The organism is Pseudoalteromonas sp. S1608 (assembly GCF_005887265.1).
In the GTDB taxonomy this organism is placed as follows: domain Bacteria; phylum Pseudomonadota; class Gammaproteobacteria; order Enterobacterales; family Alteromonadaceae; genus Pseudoalteromonas; species Pseudoalteromonas undina.
The window spans coordinates 34,115-57,567 of record NZ_PNDK01000028.1 but is presented as its reverse complement, the minus strand read 5'-3'; the positions used below and the strand labels follow the sequence as shown (position 1 = coordinate 57,567).

Annotated in this window: 17 protein-coding genes; 14 read left to right on the top strand and 3 right to left on the bottom strand. The window is 39.7% G+C overall.

What is annotated here, in order from left to right; genetic code table 11:
- The first annotated feature begins 13 nt into the window (after window positions 1-13).
- The 10 genes from CWB75_RS12630 (at window position 14) to ccoG (ending at window position 13,081) form a co-directional block, all read left to right on the top strand.
- Window positions 14-1,456: a glyceraldehyde-3-phosphate dehydrogenase gene (locus CWB75_RS12630; protein ID WP_010392881.1), complete on the top strand. Its 1,443-nt coding sequence runs from the start codon at window positions 14-16 to the stop codon at window positions 1,454-1,456.
- Between the two features lie 192 nt (window positions 1,457-1,648).
- Entirely contained in the window at window positions 1,649-2,776 is a 1,128-nt protein-coding gene (locus CWB75_RS12625; RefSeq protein WP_138570832.1) for a M14 family metallopeptidase, read from the top strand.
- Between the two features lie 373 nt (window positions 2,777-3,149).
- Complete coding sequence (locus tag CWB75_RS12620) at window positions 3,150-4,652, top strand: alanine/glycine:cation symporter family protein (RefSeq protein ID WP_138570831.1); 1,503 nt, start codon at window positions 3,150-3,152, stop codon at window positions 4,650-4,652.
- 123 nt (window positions 4,653-4,775) lie between these two features.
- Window positions 4,776-5,102, top strand: a complete 327-nt coding sequence (locus CWB75_RS12615) for a hypothetical protein (RefSeq protein ID WP_008114079.1) — start codon at window positions 4,776-4,778, stop codon at window positions 5,100-5,102.
- A 1-nt stretch (window position 5,103) separates the two neighbouring features.
- Entirely contained in the window at window positions 5,104-5,385 is a 282-nt protein-coding gene (locus tag CWB75_RS12610; protein ID WP_008114080.1) for a YeaC family protein, read from the top strand.
- Complete coding sequence (locus tag CWB75_RS12605) at window positions 5,375-8,059, top strand: DUF349 domain-containing protein (RefSeq protein ID WP_138570830.1); 2,685 nt, start codon at window positions 5,375-5,377, stop codon at window positions 8,057-8,059. The genes CWB75_RS12610 and CWB75_RS12605 overlap by 11 nt, the downstream gene beginning before the upstream one ends.
- Before the next feature lie 90 nt (window positions 8,060-8,149).
- Window positions 8,150-8,704: a YceB family lipoprotein gene (locus CWB75_RS12600; protein WP_010392868.1), complete on the top strand. Its 555-nt coding sequence runs from the start codon at window positions 8,150-8,152 to the stop codon at window positions 8,702-8,704.
- A 64-nt stretch (window positions 8,705-8,768) separates the two neighbouring features.
- Window positions 8,769-10,070, top strand: a complete 1,302-nt coding sequence (locus CWB75_RS12595) for an ABC1 kinase family protein (protein WP_138570829.1) — start codon at window positions 8,769-8,771, stop codon at window positions 10,068-10,070.
- A gap of 56 nt (window positions 10,071-10,126) precedes the next feature.
- On the top strand, window positions 10,127-11,545 hold the full coding sequence (locus CWB75_RS12590; RefSeq protein WP_138570828.1) for a sigma-54 interaction domain-containing protein: 1,419 nt from the start codon (window positions 10,127-10,129) through the stop codon (window positions 11,543-11,545).
- Between the two features lie 153 nt (window positions 11,546-11,698).
- Entirely contained in the window at window positions 11,699-13,081 is a 1,383-nt protein-coding gene (ccoG, locus tag CWB75_RS12585) for a cytochrome c oxidase accessory protein CcoG (RefSeq protein ID WP_138570827.1), read from the top strand.
- A 21-nt stretch (window positions 13,082-13,102) separates the two neighbouring features.
- On the opposite strand, the gene CWB75_RS12580 is transcribed toward ccoG, so the two are convergent.
- Both CWB75_RS12580 and CWB75_RS12575 read right to left on the bottom strand, forming a co-directional pair.
- Entirely contained in the window at window positions 13,103-13,519 is a 417-nt protein-coding gene (locus CWB75_RS12580; protein WP_138570826.1) for a hypothetical protein, read from the bottom strand.
- A 35-nt stretch (window positions 13,520-13,554) separates the two neighbouring features.
- On the bottom strand, window positions 13,555-14,469 hold the full coding sequence (locus CWB75_RS12575; RefSeq protein WP_138570825.1) for a M14 family metallopeptidase: 915 nt from the start codon (window positions 14,467-14,469) through the stop codon (window positions 13,555-13,557).
- Window positions 14,470-15,079: 610 nt separating this feature from the next.
- On the opposite strand from CWB75_RS12575, the gene CWB75_RS12570 reads away from it, so the two are divergent.
- On the top strand, window positions 15,080-17,983 hold the full coding sequence (locus CWB75_RS12570) for a TonB-dependent receptor plug domain-containing protein (protein ID WP_138570824.1): 2,904 nt from the start codon (window positions 15,080-15,082) through the stop codon (window positions 17,981-17,983).
- Between the two features lie 322 nt (window positions 17,984-18,305).
- Here the strand turns inward: CWB75_RS12570 and CWB75_RS12565 are convergent, their stop codons facing one another.
- Window positions 18,306-18,833 carry a helix-turn-helix transcriptional regulator gene (locus tag CWB75_RS12565; RefSeq protein ID WP_054200642.1) on the bottom strand — a complete coding sequence of 176 codons (528 nt, stop codon included), beginning with the start codon at window positions 18,831-18,833 and terminating at the stop codon, window positions 18,306-18,308.
- A 194-nt stretch (window positions 18,834-19,027) separates the two neighbouring features.
- Here CWB75_RS12565 and CWB75_RS12560 point away from each other — a divergent pair, with 194 nt between their 5' ends.
- From CWB75_RS12560 to CWB75_RS12550, 3 genes are read left to right on the top strand one after another with little or no spacing between them, the layout of a single operon-like run.
- Window positions 19,028-20,068, top strand: coding sequence for an efflux RND transporter periplasmic adaptor subunit (locus tag CWB75_RS12560; RefSeq protein ID WP_249362328.1), 1,041 nt, complete (start codon window positions 19,028-19,030; stop codon window positions 20,066-20,068).
- Window positions 20,069-23,140, top strand: coding sequence for an efflux RND transporter permease subunit (locus CWB75_RS12555; protein WP_138570822.1), 3,072 nt, complete (start codon window positions 20,069-20,071; stop codon window positions 23,138-23,140).
- Window positions 23,133-23,438 carry a DUF3240 family protein gene (locus tag CWB75_RS12550; RefSeq protein ID WP_075169425.1) on the top strand — a complete coding sequence of 102 codons (306 nt, stop codon included), beginning with the start codon at window positions 23,133-23,135 and terminating at the stop codon, window positions 23,436-23,438. The genes CWB75_RS12555 and CWB75_RS12550 overlap by 8 nt, the downstream gene beginning before the upstream one ends.
- Window positions 23,439-23,453 lie beyond the last annotated feature (15 nt).

Genomic DNA, 23,453 nt, shown 5'->3' with positions numbered 1-23,453 from the left:
TTAGGTAAAAAAAATGACCTCATCTCACGAGTTAGAATACACAAGTAGCTGGCAAGAACGTCAAGATTACGCTGAAAGCATGCAACCAATTATTGGTAAATTGTACCGTAATCGTGGTATTGAAATCGCTGTTTACGGCCGTCCATTAGTAAACTCAAGCACTATTGATATTATTAAGTCTCACAAATCAGTAGCCCAGTTTGAAGGAACTAAACTTCGCCTGCGTGAAAGCTTCCCATTCTTAGAAGCTATCAGCAAAATGGAATTAAATTCTGCCCGTATCGATATTGGTAAATTAGCATACAGCTATTTATACACAGATGCTGCGAATGGCCGTTCAGTAGAAGAGTTCGTTAAAGACGAACTAGCTGAAATTGTTAATTCTGAGCCTAAAGCGCCACGTGACGTAGTACTTTACGGCTTTGGTCGTATCGGCCGCTTATTAGCACGTTTGTTAATTGAAAAATCAGGCCCATACGCCGACTTAAACCTACGCGCTATTGTTGTGCGTGGTGGTAAAGACGGCGATTTAGAAAAACGTGCAAGCTTATTGCGTCGTGATTCTATCCACGGTCCGTTCAATGGTTCAATTACTATTGATAAAGAACGTAATGCTATTAAAGCTAACGGTAGCTACATTCAAGTTATCTACGCTAATTCGCCAAGCGAAGTTGATTACAGTGCCTACGGTATCGAAAACGCACTTGTTGTTGATAACACAGGTATTTGGAAAGATGAAGCTGGCCTTGGTCAACACTTAGAATCTAAAGGTGCTGCAAAAGTATTATTAACAGCGCCAGCTAAGGGCAACATTAAAAATATCGTTTACGGTGTAAATAACCAAGATATTTTACCTGAAGATAAAATTGTATGTGCTGCAAGTTGTACAACTAATGCAATAACACCAACATTGAAAGCATTAAACGATCAGTTTGGTATTAAGAATGGTCACGTTGAAACAGTTCACTCATATACTAATGACCAAAACTTAATTGATAACTACCACAAAGCAGAACGTCGTGGTCGTGCTGCGGCACTTAACATGGTTATCACTGAAACTGGTGCAGCTAAAGCGGTATCTAAAGCATTACCAGAGCTTGAAGGTAAACTAACAGGTAACGCAATTCGTGTACCTACACCAAACGTATCGTTAGCTATCTTAAACTTGAATCTTGAAAAGAGCACGACGGTTGAAGAACTTAATGCGTTTTTACGTGAAACAGCACTTCACTCAGACCTACGTGATCAAATCGATTACACAGCATCAACTGAAATCGTGTCTACCGATTTAGTGGGTAGTCGTTACGCAGGTGTTGTTGATTCTCAAGCAACGATTGTTGATGAAAACCGTGTTGTACTTTACGTATGGTACGACAATGAGTTTGGTTATAGCTGCCAGGTAGTTCGCTGTATGCGCGATATGGCAGAAGTCTCATTCCCAAGTTTACCTCGATAAACACTTGAGCAATTAAAAAAAGCCAGCACTTGCTGGCTTTTTTAGGTCTGAAGATTTTTAAAGTGTAGTGGTTATGGTACGCTTTATTAAATTGAGTACGTAGTAATAGCCGTTGAAAGTGCATTAACACGTACTTACCTCTTGGCTAAATCCTTTGGTCAAGACACACAGTTAACTAATAGGTTTGTTGTAATGAAAATCAGTAGCAATTTTGACAGTGGTAATATTAAAGTTATTGAAGCCACCGATCCGTTAAATATTCAGTTAGAAATTAATAAAGATCATCAGTCTGAGTTTTATCAGTGGTTTCACTTTCGTCTTGAAACAACGCCTTATCAATTACATCAGTTAAATATTAATAATCTTGATAAGTCTGCATACCCAGATGGTTGGGTAGAATACCAAGCTGTTGCCTCATACGACCGTCAAACATGGTTTCGTGTACCGTCTTCGTATGAAAATGGCACACTAACATTTGAGCTTGAGCCTGAGTGTAGCAGCGTTTACTTTGCCTATTTTGCTCCTTACAGCTACGACCGCCATTTAGACTTATTATCATGGGCACAAAGCCAAGAGCTTTGTCAGTTAGAGACGCTAGGTCAAACCCTTGATGGCCGTGATATGAGCGTGCTTAAAATTGGTCAGCCAAGTGCAGATAAAAAAATCATCTGGGTCACGGCTCGCCAACACCCGGGTGAAACTATGGCAGAGTGGTTTGTAGAAGGCTTATTACACAAGCTGCTTGACGATGAAGACCCACATGCAGCAGCCTTACTATCAAAAGCGGTATTCTATGTAGTGCCAAATATGAATCCAGATGGCAGTGCACGTGGTCACTTACGTACTAATGCTAAAGGGGTTAACTTAAACCGTGAATGGCAAACACCAAGCATGGAAAATAGTCCTGAAGTTTACTTAGTGCTTAATAAAATGCGAGAAGCAGGCTTAGATATGCACCTTGACATTCACGGGGATGAAGCCATTCCATATAACTTTGTTGCCGGTAGTGAAGGCATACCAAGTTATGATGCACGCCTAAAAGGCCTTGAAGACAGCTTTAAAGCCGCGCTTTTAACTATTACTCCAGAGTTTCAAGATACGCATGGCTACGATAAAGACGAACCAGGTCAAGCTAATTTAACAGTAGGTTCATCAGCGACCGCTGAAGAATTTAAAGCGCTTACTTACACCGTTGAAATGCCATTTAAAGATAATAATGACTTACCTGATCCAGATTACGGCTGGTCAGATCGTCGTTCATATCAATTTGGTCAAGATACCTTAGCAGCCATTGTTAATGTTGTAGACAACTTAAGATAAAACGCTTGTTTTAAAGGGTATCAATAATTTTGATGCCCTTTTTATTTTAGGCTAAACCGGCCGTATCAAAAAATAAAAATCATTTCCCACCATCACACTAAAACGTTTCAATACACCTTCTCGACAGATTTAATAACCTATAGTTTTAATCCATTTCCACTTAGTTAAACGTTGTCTTAGCAGGCTCAATATAAATAAACAATAAGTTGTTTTGAAAATTAACTGTTAACAAGGTTGAGTACTTAAGTTAATATCGATTGAACAATAAGAAAGACGATAAAGATTAACCCCTTATTTCGTAAAGCTTATGACAGGTATTCTGAGTAGCAGAGTATGGTAATTAATAATAATAAATATAACTGTGAGGATGTTCATGGAAGCTTTTGTAAGCGCCGTTAATAATGTTGTTTGGAGTAATGCACTCATCTATTTATGCCTAGGCGCAGGCTTATTTTACTCCGTACTAACTCGATTTGCTCAAGTTAGACATTTTAAAGAAATGTGTAAGCTACTATTTAGCCCTAATACCTCAGAAAAAGGGATCTCATCTTTTCAAGCTCTTGCTGTTTCATTGTCTGGCCGAGTAGGGGTTGGTAATATTGCCGGTGTTGCAGCCGCAATCGGTTTTGGTGGCCCTGGCGCTATTTTTTGGATGTGGGTTGTTGCTTTTTTAGGTGCAAGCACTGCATACGCTGAGTCAACATTAGGTCAAATTTATAAACTAGAAGAAGACGGCCAATACCGCGGTGGTCCAGCCTATTATTTTGACCGTTGTTTAGGGCAAAAGTGGCTGGCTGTTTTATTTGCTGTGTCGGCAATTATAGCCTGTGGAGTTTTTCTGCCGGGCGTGCAAGCAAATGCTGTGGGCAACGCATTCACTCAAGTATTTGGTGATGGCACTATGGTGTCTACAACTTTTGGTGACGTAGGCAGTTTTAAACTCGTTGCATTGGCCATTATTCTAATCGTTTTAGCGTTTATTATCTTTGGTGGTATAAAGCGCATTGCTAATTTTACCCAAATTGTAGTGCCATTTATGGCGCTTGGTTACATCGTATTGGCCTTAATTATCGTATTTTTAAACATAGACAAAGTACCAGGCATTTTCTCGCTTATTATTGGTGATGCATTTACAGCCCAAGCAGGCTTTGGTGCTGCAATTGCTTGGGGTGTTAAGCGTGGTATCTATTCTAATGAAGCCGGTCAAGGTACAGGTCCTCATGCTGCGGCGGCAGCAGAAGTTGACCACCCTGCACAGCAAGGTTTAGTGCAAGCTTTTTCTGTTTATGTTGATACACTTTTTGTTTGTACCGCAACTGCATTAATGATTTTAATAACGCAGCAATACAACATTGTTGGTGAATTACCTGCGGGTCAATTCATTATACAAAATGTTGATGCGGCAACTGAAGTGGGGTCAGCAGCATTTACCCAAATGGCGTTGTTTAGTGTATTTGGTAGTTTTGGAGAAGCGTTTGTAGGTATCGCTTTATTCTTCTTTGCTTTTACCACCATACTTGCCTATTACTTCATTGCTGAGACTAATATCGCGTACTTAAATCGCTACTTTAAAGGAAGTATTCCGCTTGTAGTGGTAAAACTTATGATTATGTTTATGGTAGCCTACGGCATGGTTAACAGTTCCGGTTATATATGGACTATTGGCGACATAGGCGTTGGCTTAATGGCGTGGATCAACATATTGGGTATATTAGCCATTTTCTTTGTCGCTAAACCGGCCTTATCATGTTTGAGCGATTATGAAGAACAAAAGAAAAAAGGTGGAAAAATCATATTTGATCCTGTTAAGTTAGGGATTAAAAATGCTACCTTCTGGGAAAAGCGCCTTGAAAAGCAATCAAAAGACGCTGAATAAACAGACCCTAATAACCTAATATGAACTATTGGGTTAAATTCAAAAAAGACAAAGAGCAATAAAACAAGTACAATGAAAAGCGCCGAAAGGCGCTTTTTTTATGCGTAGTATGGAGAGAGATGTATGGCGATTATTCGTTGCCCCAAATGTGCAAAATCAATTTCAGATAAACATCCGCAGTGTCCACATTGCCAAAGTAACGTTGCTGAATTAAATGCCGAGCAAGTTCAACAACTTCAACGTGAGCAGCGAATTAAAAAGCAGCAAATGTTTATGAACCACTCCTTTTTAGCGCTGATCTTATTTTTAGGTGGCTTCTTTTGTTTGTACTTCCTACAACCTCAAGAAAAAACACTTCAGTGGTATGCGTATACCTCAGCTATAGGCATTGGCTGTATTTGGTACCTTATTAACCGTATTATTTTAGTGACTCTGAAAAAGAAAAAATGACATGAATATTGACAACTTAGTACAGAATATTACTCCAGAATTATTTGAGCGCCTACAATATGGTGCATCAACAGGAAAGTGGCCAGATGGCACACCTTTATCAGATGAACAAAAACAACAAACAGTCCAACTTGTGATGTTGTATCAAGCAAAAGTAGCACAATCAAACGAGCAGTTTACCATTGGTGCAGATGGAGAAATGATCCAAAAAACCAAAGCGCAACTACAAAAAGAATTTAAATCAGATAACGAAATAGCTAGGTTCAGTGAAAATGATCTTTAAACACCTTTTTACACCAAAATGGAAACACCCGAAGCAACAAGTTCGTTTAGATGCGATTGAAAAACTTGATGTAGCACGCGACGTAACAATTTTAAGCACCTTAGCGCTTGAAGACTCATCGGCTGAAATTCGTCGTAAAGCACTGCAAAAAGTAAACGATTTACCGCTTTGGTGGAAAGCTTACAAGCAAGATCAGGCATTAAAAGATGTGGCTGAGCAACAAATTTCGTCTGCTGTATTAAACAGTGAAAGTAGCTTATCGGCACAGATTAAAAATGAGTATATTGAACGCTTTGCACCGATTAAAACCCTTGAAAAACTAGCATTTGCAGAAAAAGAACTGCAAGTGAGAGTTAAGCTCTTAAAACGCCTAGCAAACCCTAAACTGATTGAAAAAGCCTTTAAAGAAGCCAATGAAGAGCTGCAAAAGCAGTTAGTTGATTTAGTCATTACACAGCAGTTAACTAAAGCTTTGTTAAAGCATGCTCAAGGTGAAGCTAAAACGGCCCTTGAAAGCCATCTTGAAAACGAGCGTTTAGCACTTGAAATGCCATCGCAAGTTGAAAACGCAACCCGTGTTATTCTAGCCAAGCTTAATGCATTGCGTGATAAACACGACTACGCCATTGTTGACCCACAAGCCGCAGAGCTCATGGCACAATGGCAAGCTCTAGAATTAAAATGGCTAAGTGAAGAACATGTAAAAACCCTTGATGCTAAGTATATTTCAATTACCGATAAGCTTGATGCCCACATTGCCATACTAAAAGCGCAGCACGAAGTAGAGCAGCAACGTTTAGCGCAACAACAGCGCCAAGTGTTAGCGTTAGCTACGTTAGAAGCATTAAGTGAAGAAATTGAGAATGCATTACAGTTAGGGTTAGAAACGCCAGAGCAAATTCAGCAAGACTGGCTTAATGCAAAAGTAGCGCAAGCGAAAGACACGCTAGATAAAACGGAACTGGTGGCTGATCAGCAATCAAAACAAGTGATTAATAAGCTTGAGCAATTATTCTCACAAGTTGCTAAGTTGCCTGAGCTAACTGCGGCGATTAAAGAATATAAAATTGCCTACAATGCGCTTAGTGAAATAAAACCTGCAGAGCAACTTAGCGATTACGATCAACAGTTAACAGCATTCAATAATACCTTTAAAACTGCACGCAGCCACTTAAATTTACTTAGCGCTGATTTACAAACGTCATTTAAAGCTCAGCTTAATGCGCATAAGAAGCAGTTTTTAGCTGCAATGAGCGAACTCACTAAGCCGTTAGAAAAAACTCAAAGCCAAGCTAAGCGAAAAGCGCGTGATGTTAAACGTTTAATTGAAGAAGGGCGTTTTAATGTTGCATTTGGTGTATTTAAAGGCTTCGAAGAGTTATTTAATGCCCTAACTGAGAAATACCAACAGCCGCTGGTTAACTTAAAAGCTGACCTAGAAGCGCAGCTAGCTGATGCTAAAGATTGGCAAAAGTATGCAGCGGCCCCTAAACGCACTGCACTTTTAGAAGAAGTAACACTGTTAGTTGATGAGCCTTGTAACGATCCGCAACAGCGTGCTGACCAAGTTAAAGTATTGCGTAAGCGTTGGAATGAACTAGGTCGCCTTGATACAGAGCAAGAAAAGCAGCAAGGAAATGAGTTTGATGAAAAAATTGAGCTATTGTTCGCACCTTGTCGTAGTTATTTCGCAGAGCAAGAAATCCAGCGTGAAGCGGCTAAAGTAGAGCGTGAGCAACTAATAGCGCAAATGCATGCACTGCATTTACAAGCGACAGAGGATGCTGATTTAGATTGGAAACAATTTGAAAGCCACTACAACCGATTACAAAAAGCATGGCGTAGTGTAGGTAAAGTTGATCCTAAAACATACCGAATTTTAAACGAGCGTTATAAGGCAGAACAGCAGCTAGTTGTATCTTCACTTAATGCGTTTCATAAAGGCAATGCCGCACTTAAAAATGAGCTCGTTGAGCAAGCGCAACAACTATCTCAAAGTGAAAACCTAGCAGAGGCGTGTCAGCAGTTAAAGCAGTTACAGCAACAATGGCAGAGTATAGGGTTTGCAGGCTTAAAAGCTGAGAATGCACTATGGCAAAAATTTCGTGAGTTTAATGATGCAACATTCACTAAACGCAGCGAAGAGTTTGAGCAGCAAAAACGCGAGCAAGGTGAATCAGATAAGCTAGCAACAGCCGAACTAAATGAGCTCGAAGCGGCTTTAAATAGTGTTGAAGGTAAAGCCCAATTACTTGATCTGCAAACCAAAGTTAAAGGGTATATGTCATTTAAATCGTTAACGCCTAAAGTATCCGCTTTATTGTCAGCTATAGATGAAAAGCTAACCGGATTAGCTGCCAAAAACGAACAAGCTAACTTAAACGCATTATTTGTTGCGCTTGAGAATAATGAACCAGTACCAAGTCAGTATACTGGTGTGGTAAAAACGTCATTAAGTATCGAGCAGTTGCTAACGCGTATGGAAATACTAGCCAACGTGAGTTCGCATGACTCAGCGCAAAGAATGGTTGAGCAAGTGGCAATGCTAGATGACAAGCACCGTGGAGACCACGCTGATTTAAACTATTATTTAAAGCAATTAATTGCACTCAGCGAAGGTTCAGTCAAAACTGACACACTAGCAAGGTTAAAAGTTATTTTTGCTGTAAATTAACTTTTATCAACTAAAATAAAAAAACCGCTATTAAAGCGGTTTTTTATTATGGCTACTTACTGCCAATACGATTAATGAATAGGGTTTTGCATGAAAATTTTTGTTTTTATTTCACTATTATTTTTAACTGCCTGTAACAGCACTCAGGGTATTTCGGTTTATTCATTTACAAATTCAGAGGTTGAGTCGTTACTAAATAAAGAGTTACCTAAATTAAGTGAAAAAGTTAGCCTGATGGGCTTACCTGTGCAGTTTGATGTAAATGATTTAAGCGTTAATATTGGTCCCGACAACAGTGATTATGTTTTATTAGGTGCTGATTCGAGCGCCGAGATTAATGCCTTTGCATTAAAGTATCCTGTGCGTTTAAAGTTACAAATACAAGGCACGCCTTTTTATGATAGCGAGAAAAAAGCCGTATTTTTACGTAATGTTAAGTTACGCGATTCAAGTATCGATGCAGGGGGTTTTAAAGGTAATTTAGAAGTGCTGGATAACGAAGCGATGGATGTCATGAATGCATTTTTAGCGGTTAACCCTGTTTATAAGTTAAATATGAACGACCCTAAAATGGCACTGTTAAGTAATTTACCCTTAGATTTAAAAGTAGTCGAAGGCGCGATTAAGCTAGTACCTCGGTTATAATTTAGATCCAACAAGCGTAATAAAACGTATTAATTGACCTTATTATTAATAGATTAGGTTAATTATGGCTAATGAGCGATCCGTTCCCACCTCTCGACTTTCACGATTTGCAAAGTTAGGTTCATTGGCCACCGGCGTTGCCACAAATATGTTAGTGGGTGGTGCCAAAAGTGCGCTTAGTGGTAAAGGTTGGGATAATAAGAGCTTATTACTCCAGCCTAAAAATATTGAAAACTTAGCCACTCAGCTGTCGCATCTTCGCGGTGCGGCAATGAAGCTTGGGCAGTTACTTTCAATGGATGCTGGCGACTTATTAACTCCCGAGCTTGCGCAGTTACTGTCTTTGTTGCGTGCCGATGCCAACCCAATGCCACATAAGCAATTAGTGAGCGTGCTAAAAGAGCAATGGGGGGATGACTGGTTATCGCGTTTTTCTCATATTGAGTTGAGGCCTTTTGCAGCTGCATCAATTGGGCAGGTTCATTTAGCTTATATAGAAAATGGTGATCAATTAGCCGTTAAAATTCAATATCCAGGTATTGCTAAAAGTGTGGTGAGCGATGTGGATAATGTGATCACTTTACTTACTTTATCGCGATTATTACCTAAAGAATTGGATATAAAACCCTTAGTTGAAGAAGCGAAAGCGCAGTTACTAGCTGAGGCTGATTACACCCTAGAAGCACAGTATTTAGCACGCTATAAAAACCTGTTATCGACTAACCCTCACTTTAAAGTGCCTAGTGTGTATGTAGAGCACAGCACTGCGCAGGTGCTTACAATGGAGTATGTTGATGCTAAACCTATAGAAGGCATTTGTGATCTATCCGCTGCTGAGCGAAGTCATGTTGCGGAGCAACTAATTAATTTGTTCTTTAAAGAAATGTTTGAGTTTAAGTTAATTCAAACCGACCCCAACTTTGCTAATTTTCATTACCAACCAGAGTCACAAAAAATTGTGTTATTTGATTTTGGTGCCACCCGAGAAATTACAGCTACCCTCAGTGATGCCTATTTAGCCTTGTTTAAGGCCGGCAGTAATAATGATCGTGCAGGGGTGCTCAATGCTGCCACTGCTATTGGCTATTTTAAAGACGCTTTAAAAGATGACTATAAAGAAAGAGTGATTGATTTATTTTTAATGGCTTGCGAGCCACTTCGCTATAATGGCGAGTTTGATTTTAAAAACAGTGAGCTTGCTAGCAACATCAAAGATGCCGGATTACAGTTAAGCGCACAGTCGCAGCAGTGGCATACTCCACCTGTGGATGCATTGTTTATTCATCGTAAATTAGCCGGCTTATATTTAATTGCAGCGCGTTTAGAAGCCAAAATAAATATTAAGGCGTTATTTAGCCATTATTAAGTGCTAAAGCAGGATAAAATTGGCATAATGCTCGCGATATTTCGCGAGGTTGTATTATGATAAAAAACTTTTTAAACGATCCTACCTTATTGCTTAATGCGGTGGGTGAGGGCATATACGGATTTGATTTATCCGGCAATGCGGTATTTGTAAACCCAGCTGCAGAGCGAATGACTGGGTGGACGGCCGATGAATTATTAGGAAAAAAAATACACCAATATCATCATCATAGCCATGCCGATGGCTCCCCTTACCCTGCCGATGAGTGCCAAATTTATTGCACTATGTTTGATGGCAAACGCCGCGAAGTAAAAAACGAAGTATTTTGGCGCAAAGATGGCAGTGCCTTTGCCGTTGAGTACACCTCCACTCCCGTTTATAAAAATAACCAGCTCATTGGTGCTGTAGCAGTATTTCGCGATATATCAGCACAACAGCAAACCCAAACCCAGTTGCACGAAGCGTTAGCTCAAGTAAAGCACCTAAGCGAGCAGCTAAAAGATGAGAATGATTACCTTATTGCCGAGCTTAATGAGGATTGGCAAGATTCAGGACTGGTTGGCCACAGCGCTGTATTCCAACGCATGTTAGATCAAATACAGTTAGTGAGTGAAACCGACAGCACCGTACTCATTCTTGGTGAAAATGGCACTGGCAAAGAGTTGGTAGCGCGTAACTTACACCGTCTCAGTAAACGCAACGAACAAGCATTTATAAAAGTAAATTGTGCGGCATTCACTCCAAGTTTATTAGAGTCAGAACTTTTTGGGCATGAAAGGGGCTCATTTACTGGCGCTAACGAGCGTCGTAAAGGACGTTTTGAACTTGCCGATCACGGCACCTTATTTTTAGATGAAGTCGCAGAGCTGCCGTTAGAGTCCCAAAGTAAGCTATTAAGGGTATTACAAGAGCGTGAATTTGAACGCGTTGGCGGTAGTCAAACCCTAAAGGTTGATATTCGCATCATTGCTGCAACCAACCGTAACTTGTGGGAAATGGTACAAGCAGGGCAGTTTAGAATGGACTTATATTACCGTTTAAATGTATTTCCTATTCATGTGCCAGCACTTAAAGAACGAAAAGAAGACATTCCTTACTTGTGTCAAAACTTAATTGCACAAATAAACAAGCGCTTAGGTAAGCAATTGCAAGGGTTAAGTACAAAAGCGATCAGGCAATTACAAGCCTATGACTGGCCAGGTAACATTAGAGAGCTACAAAATGTACTCGAACGAGAAGCTATTTTATCTAAACACTCTACATTACAGTTAAGTCAATCGCTTACAGCGGGCGATGATAACGCCATAAACCCAACGCTTACACTTGATGAAGCACAAAAACAGCATATAAGCAGCGTATTAGCACTGTGTAATTGGAAAATTGCAGGTGAACAAGGCGCGGCAAATAAGTTGGGCTTACCAGAGAGTACCTTACGCTCAAAAATGCAAAAGTTAGGAATGCGTCGCCAGAGCTAATTCGTGATATATCGCGATAGTCGCTAAATATCGCGATATTGTAGTCCGGTTTTATTTTTAAAGTCATTTAATATCAATACTTTAGTTTAACTTTCAGTGTGGTCTGAAAGTTGCAAATACTTGCTTAATACCCGTCACTATGAAGTAAGTAGCATGAAGTTTGATATTAAAGAAGAAGACATGATCATTAAGCCCTATAAAGAAGAGGGGCCAATTTATATACGCGAGCAAAAAGGTTTTTTTCAACGTATACGTCGCAATTTAGGCTGGTTGTTAATGCTGAGTTTTATTGCCATTCCATGGATTCAATATAACGGTCAGCAAGCGGTTTTATTGGATGTGGCCACCCAAAAATTTACTATTTTTGGCCTTACCTTGCTCCCTCAAGACTTTATGATTTTAGCCATGCTGTTTATGGTGGGAGCGTTTGCCCTATTTTTTGTTACCAACTGGCTTGGCAGAGTATGGTGTGGTTATACCTGCCCACAAACCATTTGGATGTTAATGTTTTCTTGGGTTGAGCAACGTGTAGAGGGTACGCGTAACCAGCGTATTAAGCTTGATAAGAGCCCATGGGATATTACCAAATGGCGAAAAAAAATCACTAAGCACAGTGCTTGGCTGGTTATTTCGGTACTCACGGCGACCTCATTTTTAGCGTATTTTATCCCCGCTAAAACCTTGTACCTCGAAATGTTAAATTTAGAGTGGTCTGGGATCACCAGTTTTTGGGTATTTTTATTTGCGTTTTGTACTTATGGAAATGCGGGCTTTTTACGTGAAAAAATGTGTACTGTGGCGTGTCCGTATTCTCGCTTTCAATCGGTGATGTTTGATAAAGATACGCTGGTGGTTACTTACGATAGTGAGCGGGGTGAAAATCGTGGCCCACGTAAACGCAAAGCTGAACCTAAAGCGCTTAATTTAGGTGATTGCGTAGACTGTAACTTATGTGTGGAGGTATGCCCTGCAGGGATTGATATTCGCAATGGCTTGCAATATGAATGTATTAACTGTGGTTTATGTATTGACGCTTGTGACGACACCATGGATAAGTTTGGCTACGAAAAAGGCTTAATTAAATACGCCAGTGAAAAGCAAATGGCAGGGCAAAAAACTAATCCATTTAGGCTTAAACTTGTAGGTTATGGGGCGTTAACTGCGCTATTAATTTTATCTATGTTTGCTTGGATGTTACAACGCACCCCTATAGAAGCTTCTGTGCTTAGAGATAGAAACGCATTGTATCGGGTAAATTACGAAGGCTTAGTTGAAAATCCTTACACACTTACTATTATCAATAAAACTCAGCAACCGCTGCATTATTCAATTTCAATTAGCGGTTTAGAGGGGACTACATTGCAAAGCCCAAATGCTATATTAGTAGAGCCTGGGCTGATGAAAAGTGTGCCGGTAACGGTGACAGCAGACGGTTACGACTTAGCACGCAAAGTGAGTAAGCTGAGTTTTGTGATTACTTCGCAAGAAGATCCTGCAATTACTATTACCAAAGACAGTCAGTTTTATAAAAATTAATAAAGTATGAGTCCTAGCCAGTTAACAACCTGACTCGGCTAGGGCTAGCTGCTTAATTACAAATTTTTTGGCGCTTTGAAAATCATCAAACAAGCACTCTTGTAAATGAGCATCACGGCCAGAGCTGTGCATAATCCGCTGCAATTGCCTTATAGCAATAGGCGAGGTGAGGACAAACGCACTGATCAAACAGTTATTAATCCCCATTGTTTGGCTTACATCTATCATGTTTTTTTCAGCATCGGGGGTAGCAGCAATCACTTCGGGAGAGTGGCTAATATAACCCCAAGGCAAATGCTTAAACGGTTCAATGGTATTTAATAAAGCGGCTTTAAAATGATTTAATAACTGAGGGTTTAAGTTACCTTTAAACTGCCCAATAGCTATATTACCTTCAACGCGCAAGCTATAACTGCCGTAGTTATTTTCAAATTTCAATAGCCGCCCCTTTTATTCATTATCTACTGCGTTGGTCACTTATTAATAATGTAGTCTAAGGCACCTGAAATTGCAGCAACTTGCGCTAATATACACTCTTCAGGGTTAGCCGTTGCACTGTCTGGATATACTTCAGTGGTGGTGACATACGCAGCTTCAGAAAATCCCATACATAAGCCTAAATCACGCCCTGCATAATTAATTACCCCAAATTGTGTTTGTGGAACGCCAATTAACAGCTGGTTTTCATCACTAGGTGCAATATGCGTTACTTTTTCAACGTGTTCAATAATTGCTTTTTGAAAAGCGGGTTCAGGTTTGTTGCTATCAGCCACTAAATAAAAGCCATCTGGAATATTCCAATTGGTGTTTACTTTGCCTTCGCGTGCTGCAAGTGCAGGTCTAAATTCACTGTTATCCGAATCTGTTGTTTCATGTAAATCTATATGCGCGATTAAATCAGTATTTAAAGATTGCACATAGTTCATCACTGCCGCTGATTCTTGTGCTGTGCTGCCCTGATAAAAAGAGCGATTAGGGTCGACCGCATCAGGGTTCCAACGATTAATTGTTTCATAGCCCCATGGGCTAATACAGGGGGTAATTACAATATTAAAGTGCTCAGCGTACTTATTTGCCAATGTTTTAGCGAACCTTAAAGCGCCATGAACACCACTGGTTTCGTAGCCATGTACGCCGCCAGTAATTAAAACAGTGGCTTTGTTTGTATCAAAATCAGTGGTTTTTAACGCGTACAAAAGGTAGCTACCTGCGGCATAATTAAGCTCACCGTATTGCTGTACTTCTAGAGTGCTTTTAAGTTCATCAATTAATGTTACGACTTCTTGTTGATAGCTTCGCTTGATACTTTGGCATGCCAGCCAATGCGCTTTATCCTCGTGATTCCATTGCTTGCCGGGTGTGCCAATAGGATAAGTAGAGTGAGTCATGTAAAATCCGATTTATTAAAATATTGCAGCAACTATACCTAAATTGCTAAAAAATACGAGTGCAAGTATCAAACTCGATTTTGCTATAAACGATGTTGTTAACGAAGAAACGCCCGGTTAAAAAGTGCGCGCATCGAGGTTTAATTAACCATTAAAAGTAAGCCCTCTAAATAAAGTTCCCTAAAAAGAACCAAGCGCACAAAAAGTGAACGCTAGTTTTTGAGCGTTTTTAACATTATTGATTAAAAATAAAGCTTTTATATTTATATAATATTATCAAGAGGTTAATTTGGCTTGTTTTTTTTGGTGTTATTTACGTTAATTCTGGGTTCGTAAATCTATTTTTACAAAAAAAATCATTTTAAATTAGCGTGTTACCAATAATTATTCATAAAAAAAACATAAAAAACTTATCTTTAACATTTGACACATTGTTGGCTGGTGAGACTCAACTTTATTCCTGTGTTAAAAATGCTGATAAATTACATTTGGTTACATTGTAAGGCATATATTTAACGTTCATGTAAATAATGGCTTAGCAAAAGTAACTTTTCCTCAGGCTAACTAGCAGAGATCACAAACTAAGTCACTCTGTAAAAAGAAAGGTGTTATGTTGAAAAAAATAAATCTTATCGCAGCAGCAGTTAATACAGTACTTGTAACAGGTGCTATTGGCGCATCGAGTGCATTCGCTCAGTCAACAGCAGATGCTAAACCAGTTGAACGCATTCAAGTGACTGGTTCAAAAATTAAGCGCTTTAACCTAACCTCGCCAACGCCTGTGACTGTGATCAGCGGCGTTGAGATGGAAAACCAAGGTATTACTAACGTTAATGATTTGCTTGCAGAAATGCCACAAGCGACGGTTGGCCTATCACCAGAAACAACGACTAACACTATTTATGCGTCAGGTCTTAACACAACCGATCTTCGTGGTTTGGGATCAGAGCGTACATTAGTGCTTGTTAATGGTCGTCGCTTTGTGCCTGGTTCTGTGGGTGACACTGCAGTTGATTTAAACAACATTCCTACCACAATGATTGAGCGTATCGAGATTGCTACAGGTGGTGCTGCAGCCGTTTACGGTGCAGATGCTGTAGCTGGTGTTGTAAATATCATTACTAAAAAATCAATGGATGGGATTGAACTTGATGTTTCTACTGTACGTCCAGAGCAAAGTGGCGGCGAGCAAAACAACTTCTCAATTACAGGTGGTATGGAAGGCGATAAACTCTCTTTTATTGCTTCATTTAATTACACAGAAAACAAAAGCTATGGCAAGCTGAGCCGTGATTTTTACCGTAACCCTGTGAACTCATTCGCAAACCCTGTAAATACAAGTGGTGACGACGGTATCCCTTCACGTGTTGTTTTAGGTCAACCAACTGGCCTTGCTTACTACTCAGAAGGTGGTGACTTTTTTACCAAAGACGCCTTTGCTGATAACGGCTATGACAATCACCACTACACATTTGATGCAAATGGTAACCTAAAACCGTTTGACTATGGTTTAGGTCGTATTCCAAACCCAGGAGTTGGGCGAGACGCTACAGGCTACTTCCAAGATGGTCAAAATCAAGGCGATGGTGTTTTTGGCCACGGCTATAAAGAGTACTTTCAAACGCCACTAGATCGTATGATTGCTTCAGCGTATGGTACTTATGAACTTAATGACGACCATGCACTTACTTTTGACTTTACTTATTCAAAAACTGATGCAACCACAGAGAGCTCTCCAGCCTTCTTCCGCCATACAATACGTCGCGACAATGCATTTATAAAAAGCGATATGGCTAAAGTAATGGACGACAATGGGCTGACATCAGTCACACTTCGCCAAGCTAACGAAAACTTATGGGGCGATCGTGCATATAACCAAGAGCGTGAAGTATTCCGTACTTCAATAGGCGCTGAAGGTATATTAAGTGATGACTGGGGCTACTCTGCTTACGCACAATTTGGTCGCATCGAGCAAGATACTCTTTGGACTGGCGAAGTATTAACGCAAAACTTGGCTAACTCTATTGATGCCGTTGAATACCAAGGCAATGTAGTATGTGCTAAGCGTAATGCAGACGGCGAAGTTATTGGGGCTATCTCTGGTTGTACACCATTTAACACAATGGGCGCGACTTCGGCAACACCAGCACAGTTAGACTATATAGCGACTGATGCAACGCGCTTTGCACAACACGATCAAGCCGTGTTTGCTGTTACTTTAGATGGCGCCTTATTTGAGCTACCTGCCGGTTATGTTGCAGCTGCATTTACCGCTGAGCACCGCCGTGAGTCAGCAACTATTACACCGTCTGAAAATATGCAAAAAGGCTTAATTTTTGGTAATTCAAGCCTTCCAATGGATGGTGAGATTGATGTAAATGAGCTCTCAGCTGAAATTTCAATTCCATTATTAGAAGAAACCTTCCTAACAACGGATTTAACCCTTGAAACAGCATTTCGTTACATGGATTACTCGGTAACGGGTGAAGATAATGCCTGGAAATTAGCCCTAAACTGGGGTGTAACTGATGAGTTACGTATACGCTTAAACCGTTCTAAATCAGTACGCGCTCCCAACCTAGGGGATTTATTCACGCCTAACTCAAAAACGTTTAGCTCAGGTCGCGCGGATGTGTGTAGAGCTGACTCTATCGCTGAATCAGGCAGTAAATATAAAGATAATGTAATCAAAAACTGCCAAGCAGCAGGGCTTCCTGAAGGCTGGATGCCATCAGATGAATGGCTTTCAGGTGGGAGCTTACCAGGCTATATTCAAGGTAACCAAAACCTTGAAAATGAAACATCTAACGATTACACCATTGGCTTAATTTATACACCTGAGTTCGTGGAAGGGCTAGATATAACGCTTGATTACTGGTCATTCGAAGTAGAAGGCGCTATTGAATACTTTGGCCGTAACAGTGTTGAGCTTTGTTATGAGTCATCATCGTTAGATAACCCTTTCTGCAGTAACGTTGTGCGTAATAAAGAAACGGGTGAAATTGAAAACTTCTTTACTCGTCCTATAAATGCCGCTGTTATTAACAAAAAAGGCGTAGATGTTGAATCTGCATACCGTACAGAACTGTTCTCTGGTGACTTAGCACTAAAATTAACGGCAACGTACCTTATTGATGACAATAGTAATTCAACTGGCCGTGCTGAAGATTTTAGAACTGATGTAGGCGAAATAGCTTCACCTCGTTGGAAGGGCCGTTTTAATGCCGTTTATTCTCATGATGACTCAGCGTATGTGCTAACCATGAACTATCGTCATGCAACTGTTAATGATAACGACTGGACCATTGAAGACAACAACTACAATGATATCCCGTCTTACACTACGTTTGATTTCATGTACAAAACTTATCTAATGGATGAGCTACAGTTACGTATTGGTGTTAACAACATCCTAGACCGTGAGCCACCACGTAACCCGTTCACTTACGACGATGGAGAATTTTTCGATGTTAAAGGGCGCCGCCTATCTTTAGGTGCAAAATATACTTTTTAATTTAAGCGTATAACACTAAAAACGCCTTAGTTTATTAAGCTAAGGCGTTTTTTTATAGGTAAAAGTAACTTTCAAAAACGAGTATTGTTAAAAACTGCGTTATTATTAGTCTAAATCAGATTGAGGCTTTGCTGTAATTGGGCCCATTTTTATTAAAAACATAATCGTTTCTGTAACGATATAATTAACTACTAATACAACGTAATTACTATTTTCTAAAATATGGCCTTGAGCTTTAAAGTCCTGAGTCATAATGGCGAAATTTAGCTGCCACTTTAATGCTGACTAAAATAGCGTGCAAGTATATGCGTTAGTCACTGCATTAGTTAATGGCTGAGCTTGAATGCGGATAGTGCCTTTGTTGCATAAAGTCTTCCAAAAACCATGCGGCAAACTCATGTCTGCCCTCTACATCCGCTTTACTATATATATCTGAAGCTTGTTGGCGTACTGTTTTTTCTTTAGTGCTTCTAAGCGCGCTAATTTCTTTAAAGCTAAGCCCTTTGAGTAATAGCATAGCTACTTCCTGCTCGCTACGAGTGAGTGTCCACTGAGAAAATTGAGTTTGTATAACACCACTGTATTGATGGCGCGCGTCTTTCATTTCCTGCGATATATTGTTTAGCTGAGTCACAGAGTTGTTTAACTCGCGCTTGAGGTTATTAATTTTTTTGGTTCGTGCGTTAATATCTTTAATTAAATACAGAGCACCTAAGCCAGAAATAACCACAATTAAACTCTCAGTAAAAATATGCCACTGCGGCACTCCTAATTTTAAATCCATGATCACGTCAAAAAAATTTAACACCATGATCATCAATAGTGTTGCTGCAATTATTTTATCTCTCATTAAAGTCTCTATTATCAGTAAGTTAAATTTACAACGGACATATGTACTGTGATACAAAAATTAAGGTTTATTGGCATGTTAAGGCGTATGCCTGATGCGATAACCCCGTAAAAAGGGCATGGTTATTCTATAAAATTAATCACATGCGGACAAACCAAATGCAGTTAAATTATACAAAAATACGATGTAATTTTGTGCAACACTCTAACGCGTTATTATTTATTGCTGTGCTGACCTGTTTAACTATTAGCCGTGTGTCAGCCGCGCAAACGCTTGCTCCCATTCCTACTAGCGAGTTAAATGGATTTGATACTCAGTTTGCCAATATTCACGCCACCGATTTTATTAACGCTCAAAGTGTAATGGGGAAAGTGAGTTATAAGCCGGGTGTAAATTACACGGTATTGTTTGCATTTGATGTCGCGCAAATAAATTATTTGTACGCTAACGGTAGTCATGTAAAAAAAGGCGCTATTGTGGCAACTGTTCAAGGCAGTGATGTTCAGCACTTTTTAGACACTTATCAATCAGCAAAAGACATGCTTAATGTAGCTAAGAGCCATTATGATATAAACAAGGTGCACCTTAAAAATAAAATTATTAGGAGCTCTGAGTGGGTCACTATTACGCAAAGTTACTATGCAGCTAAACTGAGCTTTGAGCATTTAAATCACCAAATGCGCTATTTGCAGGTTGATGAGCAAGAAAACGTGAGCTTGATCAGCCCAAAAACAGGGATATTACAATTTCCTACTCAAGCGGCAAATCGTATGTTAGGCGAACGAGCATTCGACATTCTTGACCCTAATAGTATTGAGGTTAAGTTTACTGTTCCTATTAGCTTGGGCAAAGGGGTATCTTATTTTAGGGTTTCTGATCAATGCCAACTCAAAATTAAAAGCGTAGACAATATTGCTAATAAGTACCATCAAACTATTTGGGCATCACCAAGCTCTGCACAATGTAACTTAACCATTGGGCAGAGTATTAAAGCGGTTCCGGTTAAAAAAATAACGGGTTACAGCGTTGCCAAATCGGCATTATTTGAGTTTGAAAATACCAATTATATTGCCATTAAAGCTGACGAACATCTCGAGTTTTTGCCTGTACAGTTAATTGGTTCACGTAATCAAGATTTTATTTTTAGCGCCAATATCCCCTTAAATAACCGACAAGTATTAATTAGCTCAGTAAGTGCATTGCAGGGAATGCTGTTGCATTTAGGGAGAGAGTAAATGTTAAACCTGCTTATTAAGTTTTCACTAACGCAGCGATTGTTTGTTAGTATTTTTGCCATTATTGCTATGGTTATAGGGGCTCGCTCGTGGTTGAGTATTCCGGTGGATGCATTTCCTGAAATATCGCCTACCCAAGTAAAAATTGTTTATAAATTACCGGGTATGAACGCCCTTGAAATTGAATCCCAAGTAACGCGCATTATTGAAACCGAACTACTGGGCATTCCTGCTCAGCAAATGCTGCGCTCTACCACCAAGTATTCGATTACCGATATTACCATTGACTTTAAACAAGGTACTGACATTTACTGGGCGCGCCAGCAAGTAAACGAGCGGCTGTTAAATATTTTACCTAGCTTACCTACCAATATTAGTGGTGGTATGGCACCAATGAGTACGCCGCTGTCTGAAGTGTTTATGTTTACCATAGAAAGCCCAAAATTATCGCTGATTGAAAAAAGAGAGTTACTTGATTGGCAAATACGGCCATTATTGAGAACCGTGAGTGGCGTAGCCGATGTAAATAGCTTAGGCGGGTATGCAAAAACGTTTGCTATCGCCCCTGATAACTTATTAATGCAGCAGCATCAAGTTAGCTTTTTACAACTGCGAGAGGCGATAGAGCAAACCAATCAAAATGGTGGCATAGGGCGCTTAGAAAAAGGTAACGATACGTTAATTTTACGTACTGAGGGTAAATATAGCGATTTAGAGGCCATCAAAAATACAGTCGTTAAATCAACACAAAATAAAGTGATCCGCTTAAGCGATGTGGCCAATGTTGATGTCGGAAGTTTAACTCGTTATGGAGCAGTGACTAAAAATAGCGAAGAAGCTGTTCAAGGGCTAATTATTGCGCTTAAAAATAGTAACACAGCGCAACTGTTGACAGAGGTAAAAAGTAAACTGCGCCAAATCGAAGCCTCACTGCCGCAAGGTACCAGCATAAACGTGTTTTACGATCGTTCTAATCTTATTAACACCGCAATTAGCACAATTACCGGCGCATTAGGCCAAGCTATCATTTTAGTAATTGTATTATTGGCGTTGTTTTTAGGGGATATTCGCTCCTCTTTGGTGGTGTCGTTATCGTTACCTATGTCGGCGCTGTTAACTTTCATTATGATGAAACAGTTTAATTTATCAGCCAATCTAATGAGCTTAGGGGGCTTAGTGATAGCAATTGGTATGCTGGTGGATTCATCGGTTGTCATTGTTGAAAATATTTTAAATCGGCTGGCTAATAATCAACATTTACCTAGGCTACATGTTATTTATCGCGCCTGTAAAGAGGTTGCTGCACCGGTTTTTTCAGGCACTATCATTATTATTATTGTATTTTCACCACTGTTAATGCTCACCGGGCTTGAGGGGAAATTATTTACCCCTGTAGCGCTCACTATCGTATTTGCTATGTTAAGTGCGCTATTGTTATCGCTTACAGTTATTCCTATTTTAGCCTCGCTATTGTTGAAAAATGAACCCGTAAAACAGCCTAAAATGGTGACTTTGTTACAAGGCTTTTATAGTAAAACCCTTGCTGAGGCGATTAAAAAGCCAATGCTAATAAGTGTTACTTCAATAATGGTACTGATCCTCAGTGGCGTGTTATTTCAGGGACTTGGTAAAAGCTTTATGCCAGTGCTAGATGAAGGCGACATTATTGTTCAACTTGAAAAATCTCCCAGTATTTCATTGCAAGCTTCCCTTGATATAGACAAGCAAATTGAAGCCACTCTGTTAAAAAATACTCCTGAAATAGTGCAAATTGTCGCGCGTACTGGATCGGATGAACTGGGGCTTGATCCAATGGGATTAAACGAAACCGATGTGTTTATGGAGCTGGCACCAAAAGAGCAATGGCGCTTTGCTACAAAAGCGCAACTAATAGAGCATATTCGCCAAACGCTTGCGCAATTTCCAGGTGTTAATATTGGCTTTACTCAACCTATTCAAATGCGCGTATCAGAAATGCTAACGGGTGGCACTGGCGATATTTCAATTAAAGTGTTTGGTAACGGCATTGCAACCTTGTCATCGCTTGCAGAAAAAATCACTGCGCTTGCAAATCGTATTGAGGGGGCAAGTGATGTGCAAATGGCGCTTATTGAAGGGGGCAAATACGTTAATATTAAGCTTAACCCTGAGGTTGCGAGTCAATTTGGTTTAACAACGCAAACATTAAGTGAGTATTTAAAGTCTCAGCTTGAAGGATTACAGGTGTCTACGCTGCAAGAGGGTAACCGTGTTATTCCTATTGTATTTAATAGTGCCACAGCTAAAAACCAATTAGTGGATTTATCTTCTATTCACGCGCTAAAAAGTAGCCTTATTTTAATGCCAGATAATAGCTTAATGCCGCTTGAAGACGTTGCTAGTATTGGTTTTAAAACAGGGCCATTGTTAATAGAGCGCGAAAAGGCTAAGCGCTTTGCCTCAGTTAGCGTCAACGTAGATAACCGTGATGTGGTGAGTTACGTGAATGAACTTAAAGCTAAAATTAGCAGTAATATAAAGTTACCCAGTGGATTTACTTTATCTTTTGGTGGCGAGTTTGAAAGTCAGCAACGCGCAACGCAAAATTTATTAGTACTCATTCCTGTGGCGTTAATATTAATATTTATTATTTTATTTACTACCTTTAAATCGCTATCTAAATCAATGCTGATTATTGCCAATATCCCGTTTGCGCTGATGGGCGGGGTGATTGCTTTGTATATTAGTAATGAATATTTATCGGTGCCTGCATCGGTAGGGTTTGTTGCCCTATTGGGGGTAGCCGTACTTAATGCGATTGTGATGATCAGCTATTTTGAACAAACTAAAATGTTTGCTGCAAATGTAACGCAGTGCATTTTAGATGGTGCTAGTAGGCGGCTACGCCCTGTATTAATGACCGCGACAACCGCTATGTTTGGTTTATTGCCGTTGGTGTTTGCAACAGGTCCAGGGGCTGAAATACAAAAGCCATTAGCTATCGTAGTTATTGGCGGGTTAATTACCTCCACTATTACAACACTTTATTTATTACCTATCTTTTATGGTTGGTTGGAGAAGAAACATGGCTGAACAGTTACTTTTTACCCTAAATGCACCCACAAATATAAAAGATGACGTAGTTGATATATTAATAGGCATAGACTGTATAACCGGCTTTAACTTAAAAAAAATTCAAGGCTATAGCAAAGAGCACAGCGAGTTTGATATTGCCGAGCAAGTAGAAGGGCATCGCAGTTTTTATCAATTTGAGGTGCATATTTTATTATCAGAACTTGCCATAGTAAAAACGGCGTTAAGTCCTGTTTGTAAGTACACGCCGTTAAAATATTGGGTAACCCCAATTTATGAAAGTGGTCATATTAGATAATTATTTTGCATTAAG

Coding starts and splice junctions, on each gene's coding strand:
- CWB75_RS12605 (WP_138570830.1), top strand. CDS start 5,375: ATGATCTTTAAACACCTTTTTACACCAAAATGGAAACACCCGAAGCAA.
- CWB75_RS12595 (WP_138570829.1), top strand. CDS start 8,769: ATGGCTAATGAGCGATCCGTTCCCACCTCTCGACTTTCACGATTTGCA.
- CWB75_RS12565 (WP_054200642.1), bottom strand. CDS start 18,833: ATGAGAGATAAAATAATTGCAGCAACACTATTGATGATCATGGTGTTA.
- CWB75_RS12575 (WP_138570825.1), bottom strand. CDS start 14,469: ATGACTCACTCTACTTATCCTATTGGCACACCCGGCAAGCAATGGAAT.
- CWB75_RS12615 (WP_008114079.1), top strand. CDS start 4,776: ATGGCGATTATTCGTTGCCCCAAATGTGCAAAATCAATTTCAGATAAA.
- CWB75_RS12600 (WP_010392868.1), top strand. CDS start 8,150: ATGAAAATTTTTGTTTTTATTTCACTATTATTTTTAACTGCCTGTAAC.
- CWB75_RS12550 (WP_075169425.1), top strand. CDS start 23,133: ATGGCTGAACAGTTACTTTTTACCCTAAATGCACCCACAAATATAAAA.
- CWB75_RS12570 (WP_138570824.1), top strand. CDS start 15,080: ATGTTGAAAAAAATAAATCTTATCGCAGCAGCAGTTAATACAGTACTT.
- CWB75_RS12625 (WP_138570832.1), top strand. CDS start 1,649: ATGAAAATCAGTAGCAATTTTGACAGTGGTAATATTAAAGTTATTGAA.
- CWB75_RS12620 (WP_138570831.1), top strand. CDS start 3,150: ATGGAAGCTTTTGTAAGCGCCGTTAATAATGTTGTTTGGAGTAATGCA.
- CWB75_RS12630 (WP_010392881.1), top strand. CDS start 14: ATGACCTCATCTCACGAGTTAGAATACACAAGTAGCTGGCAAGAACGT.
- CWB75_RS12555 (WP_138570822.1), top strand. CDS start 20,069: ATGTTAAACCTGCTTATTAAGTTTTCACTAACGCAGCGATTGTTTGTT.
- CWB75_RS12610 (WP_008114080.1), top strand. CDS start 5,104: ATGAATATTGACAACTTAGTACAGAATATTACTCCAGAATTATTTGAG.
- ccoG (WP_138570827.1), top strand. CDS start 11,699: ATGAAGTTTGATATTAAAGAAGAAGACATGATCATTAAGCCCTATAAA.
- CWB75_RS12590 (WP_138570828.1), top strand. CDS start 10,127: ATGATAAAAAACTTTTTAAACGATCCTACCTTATTGCTTAATGCGGTG.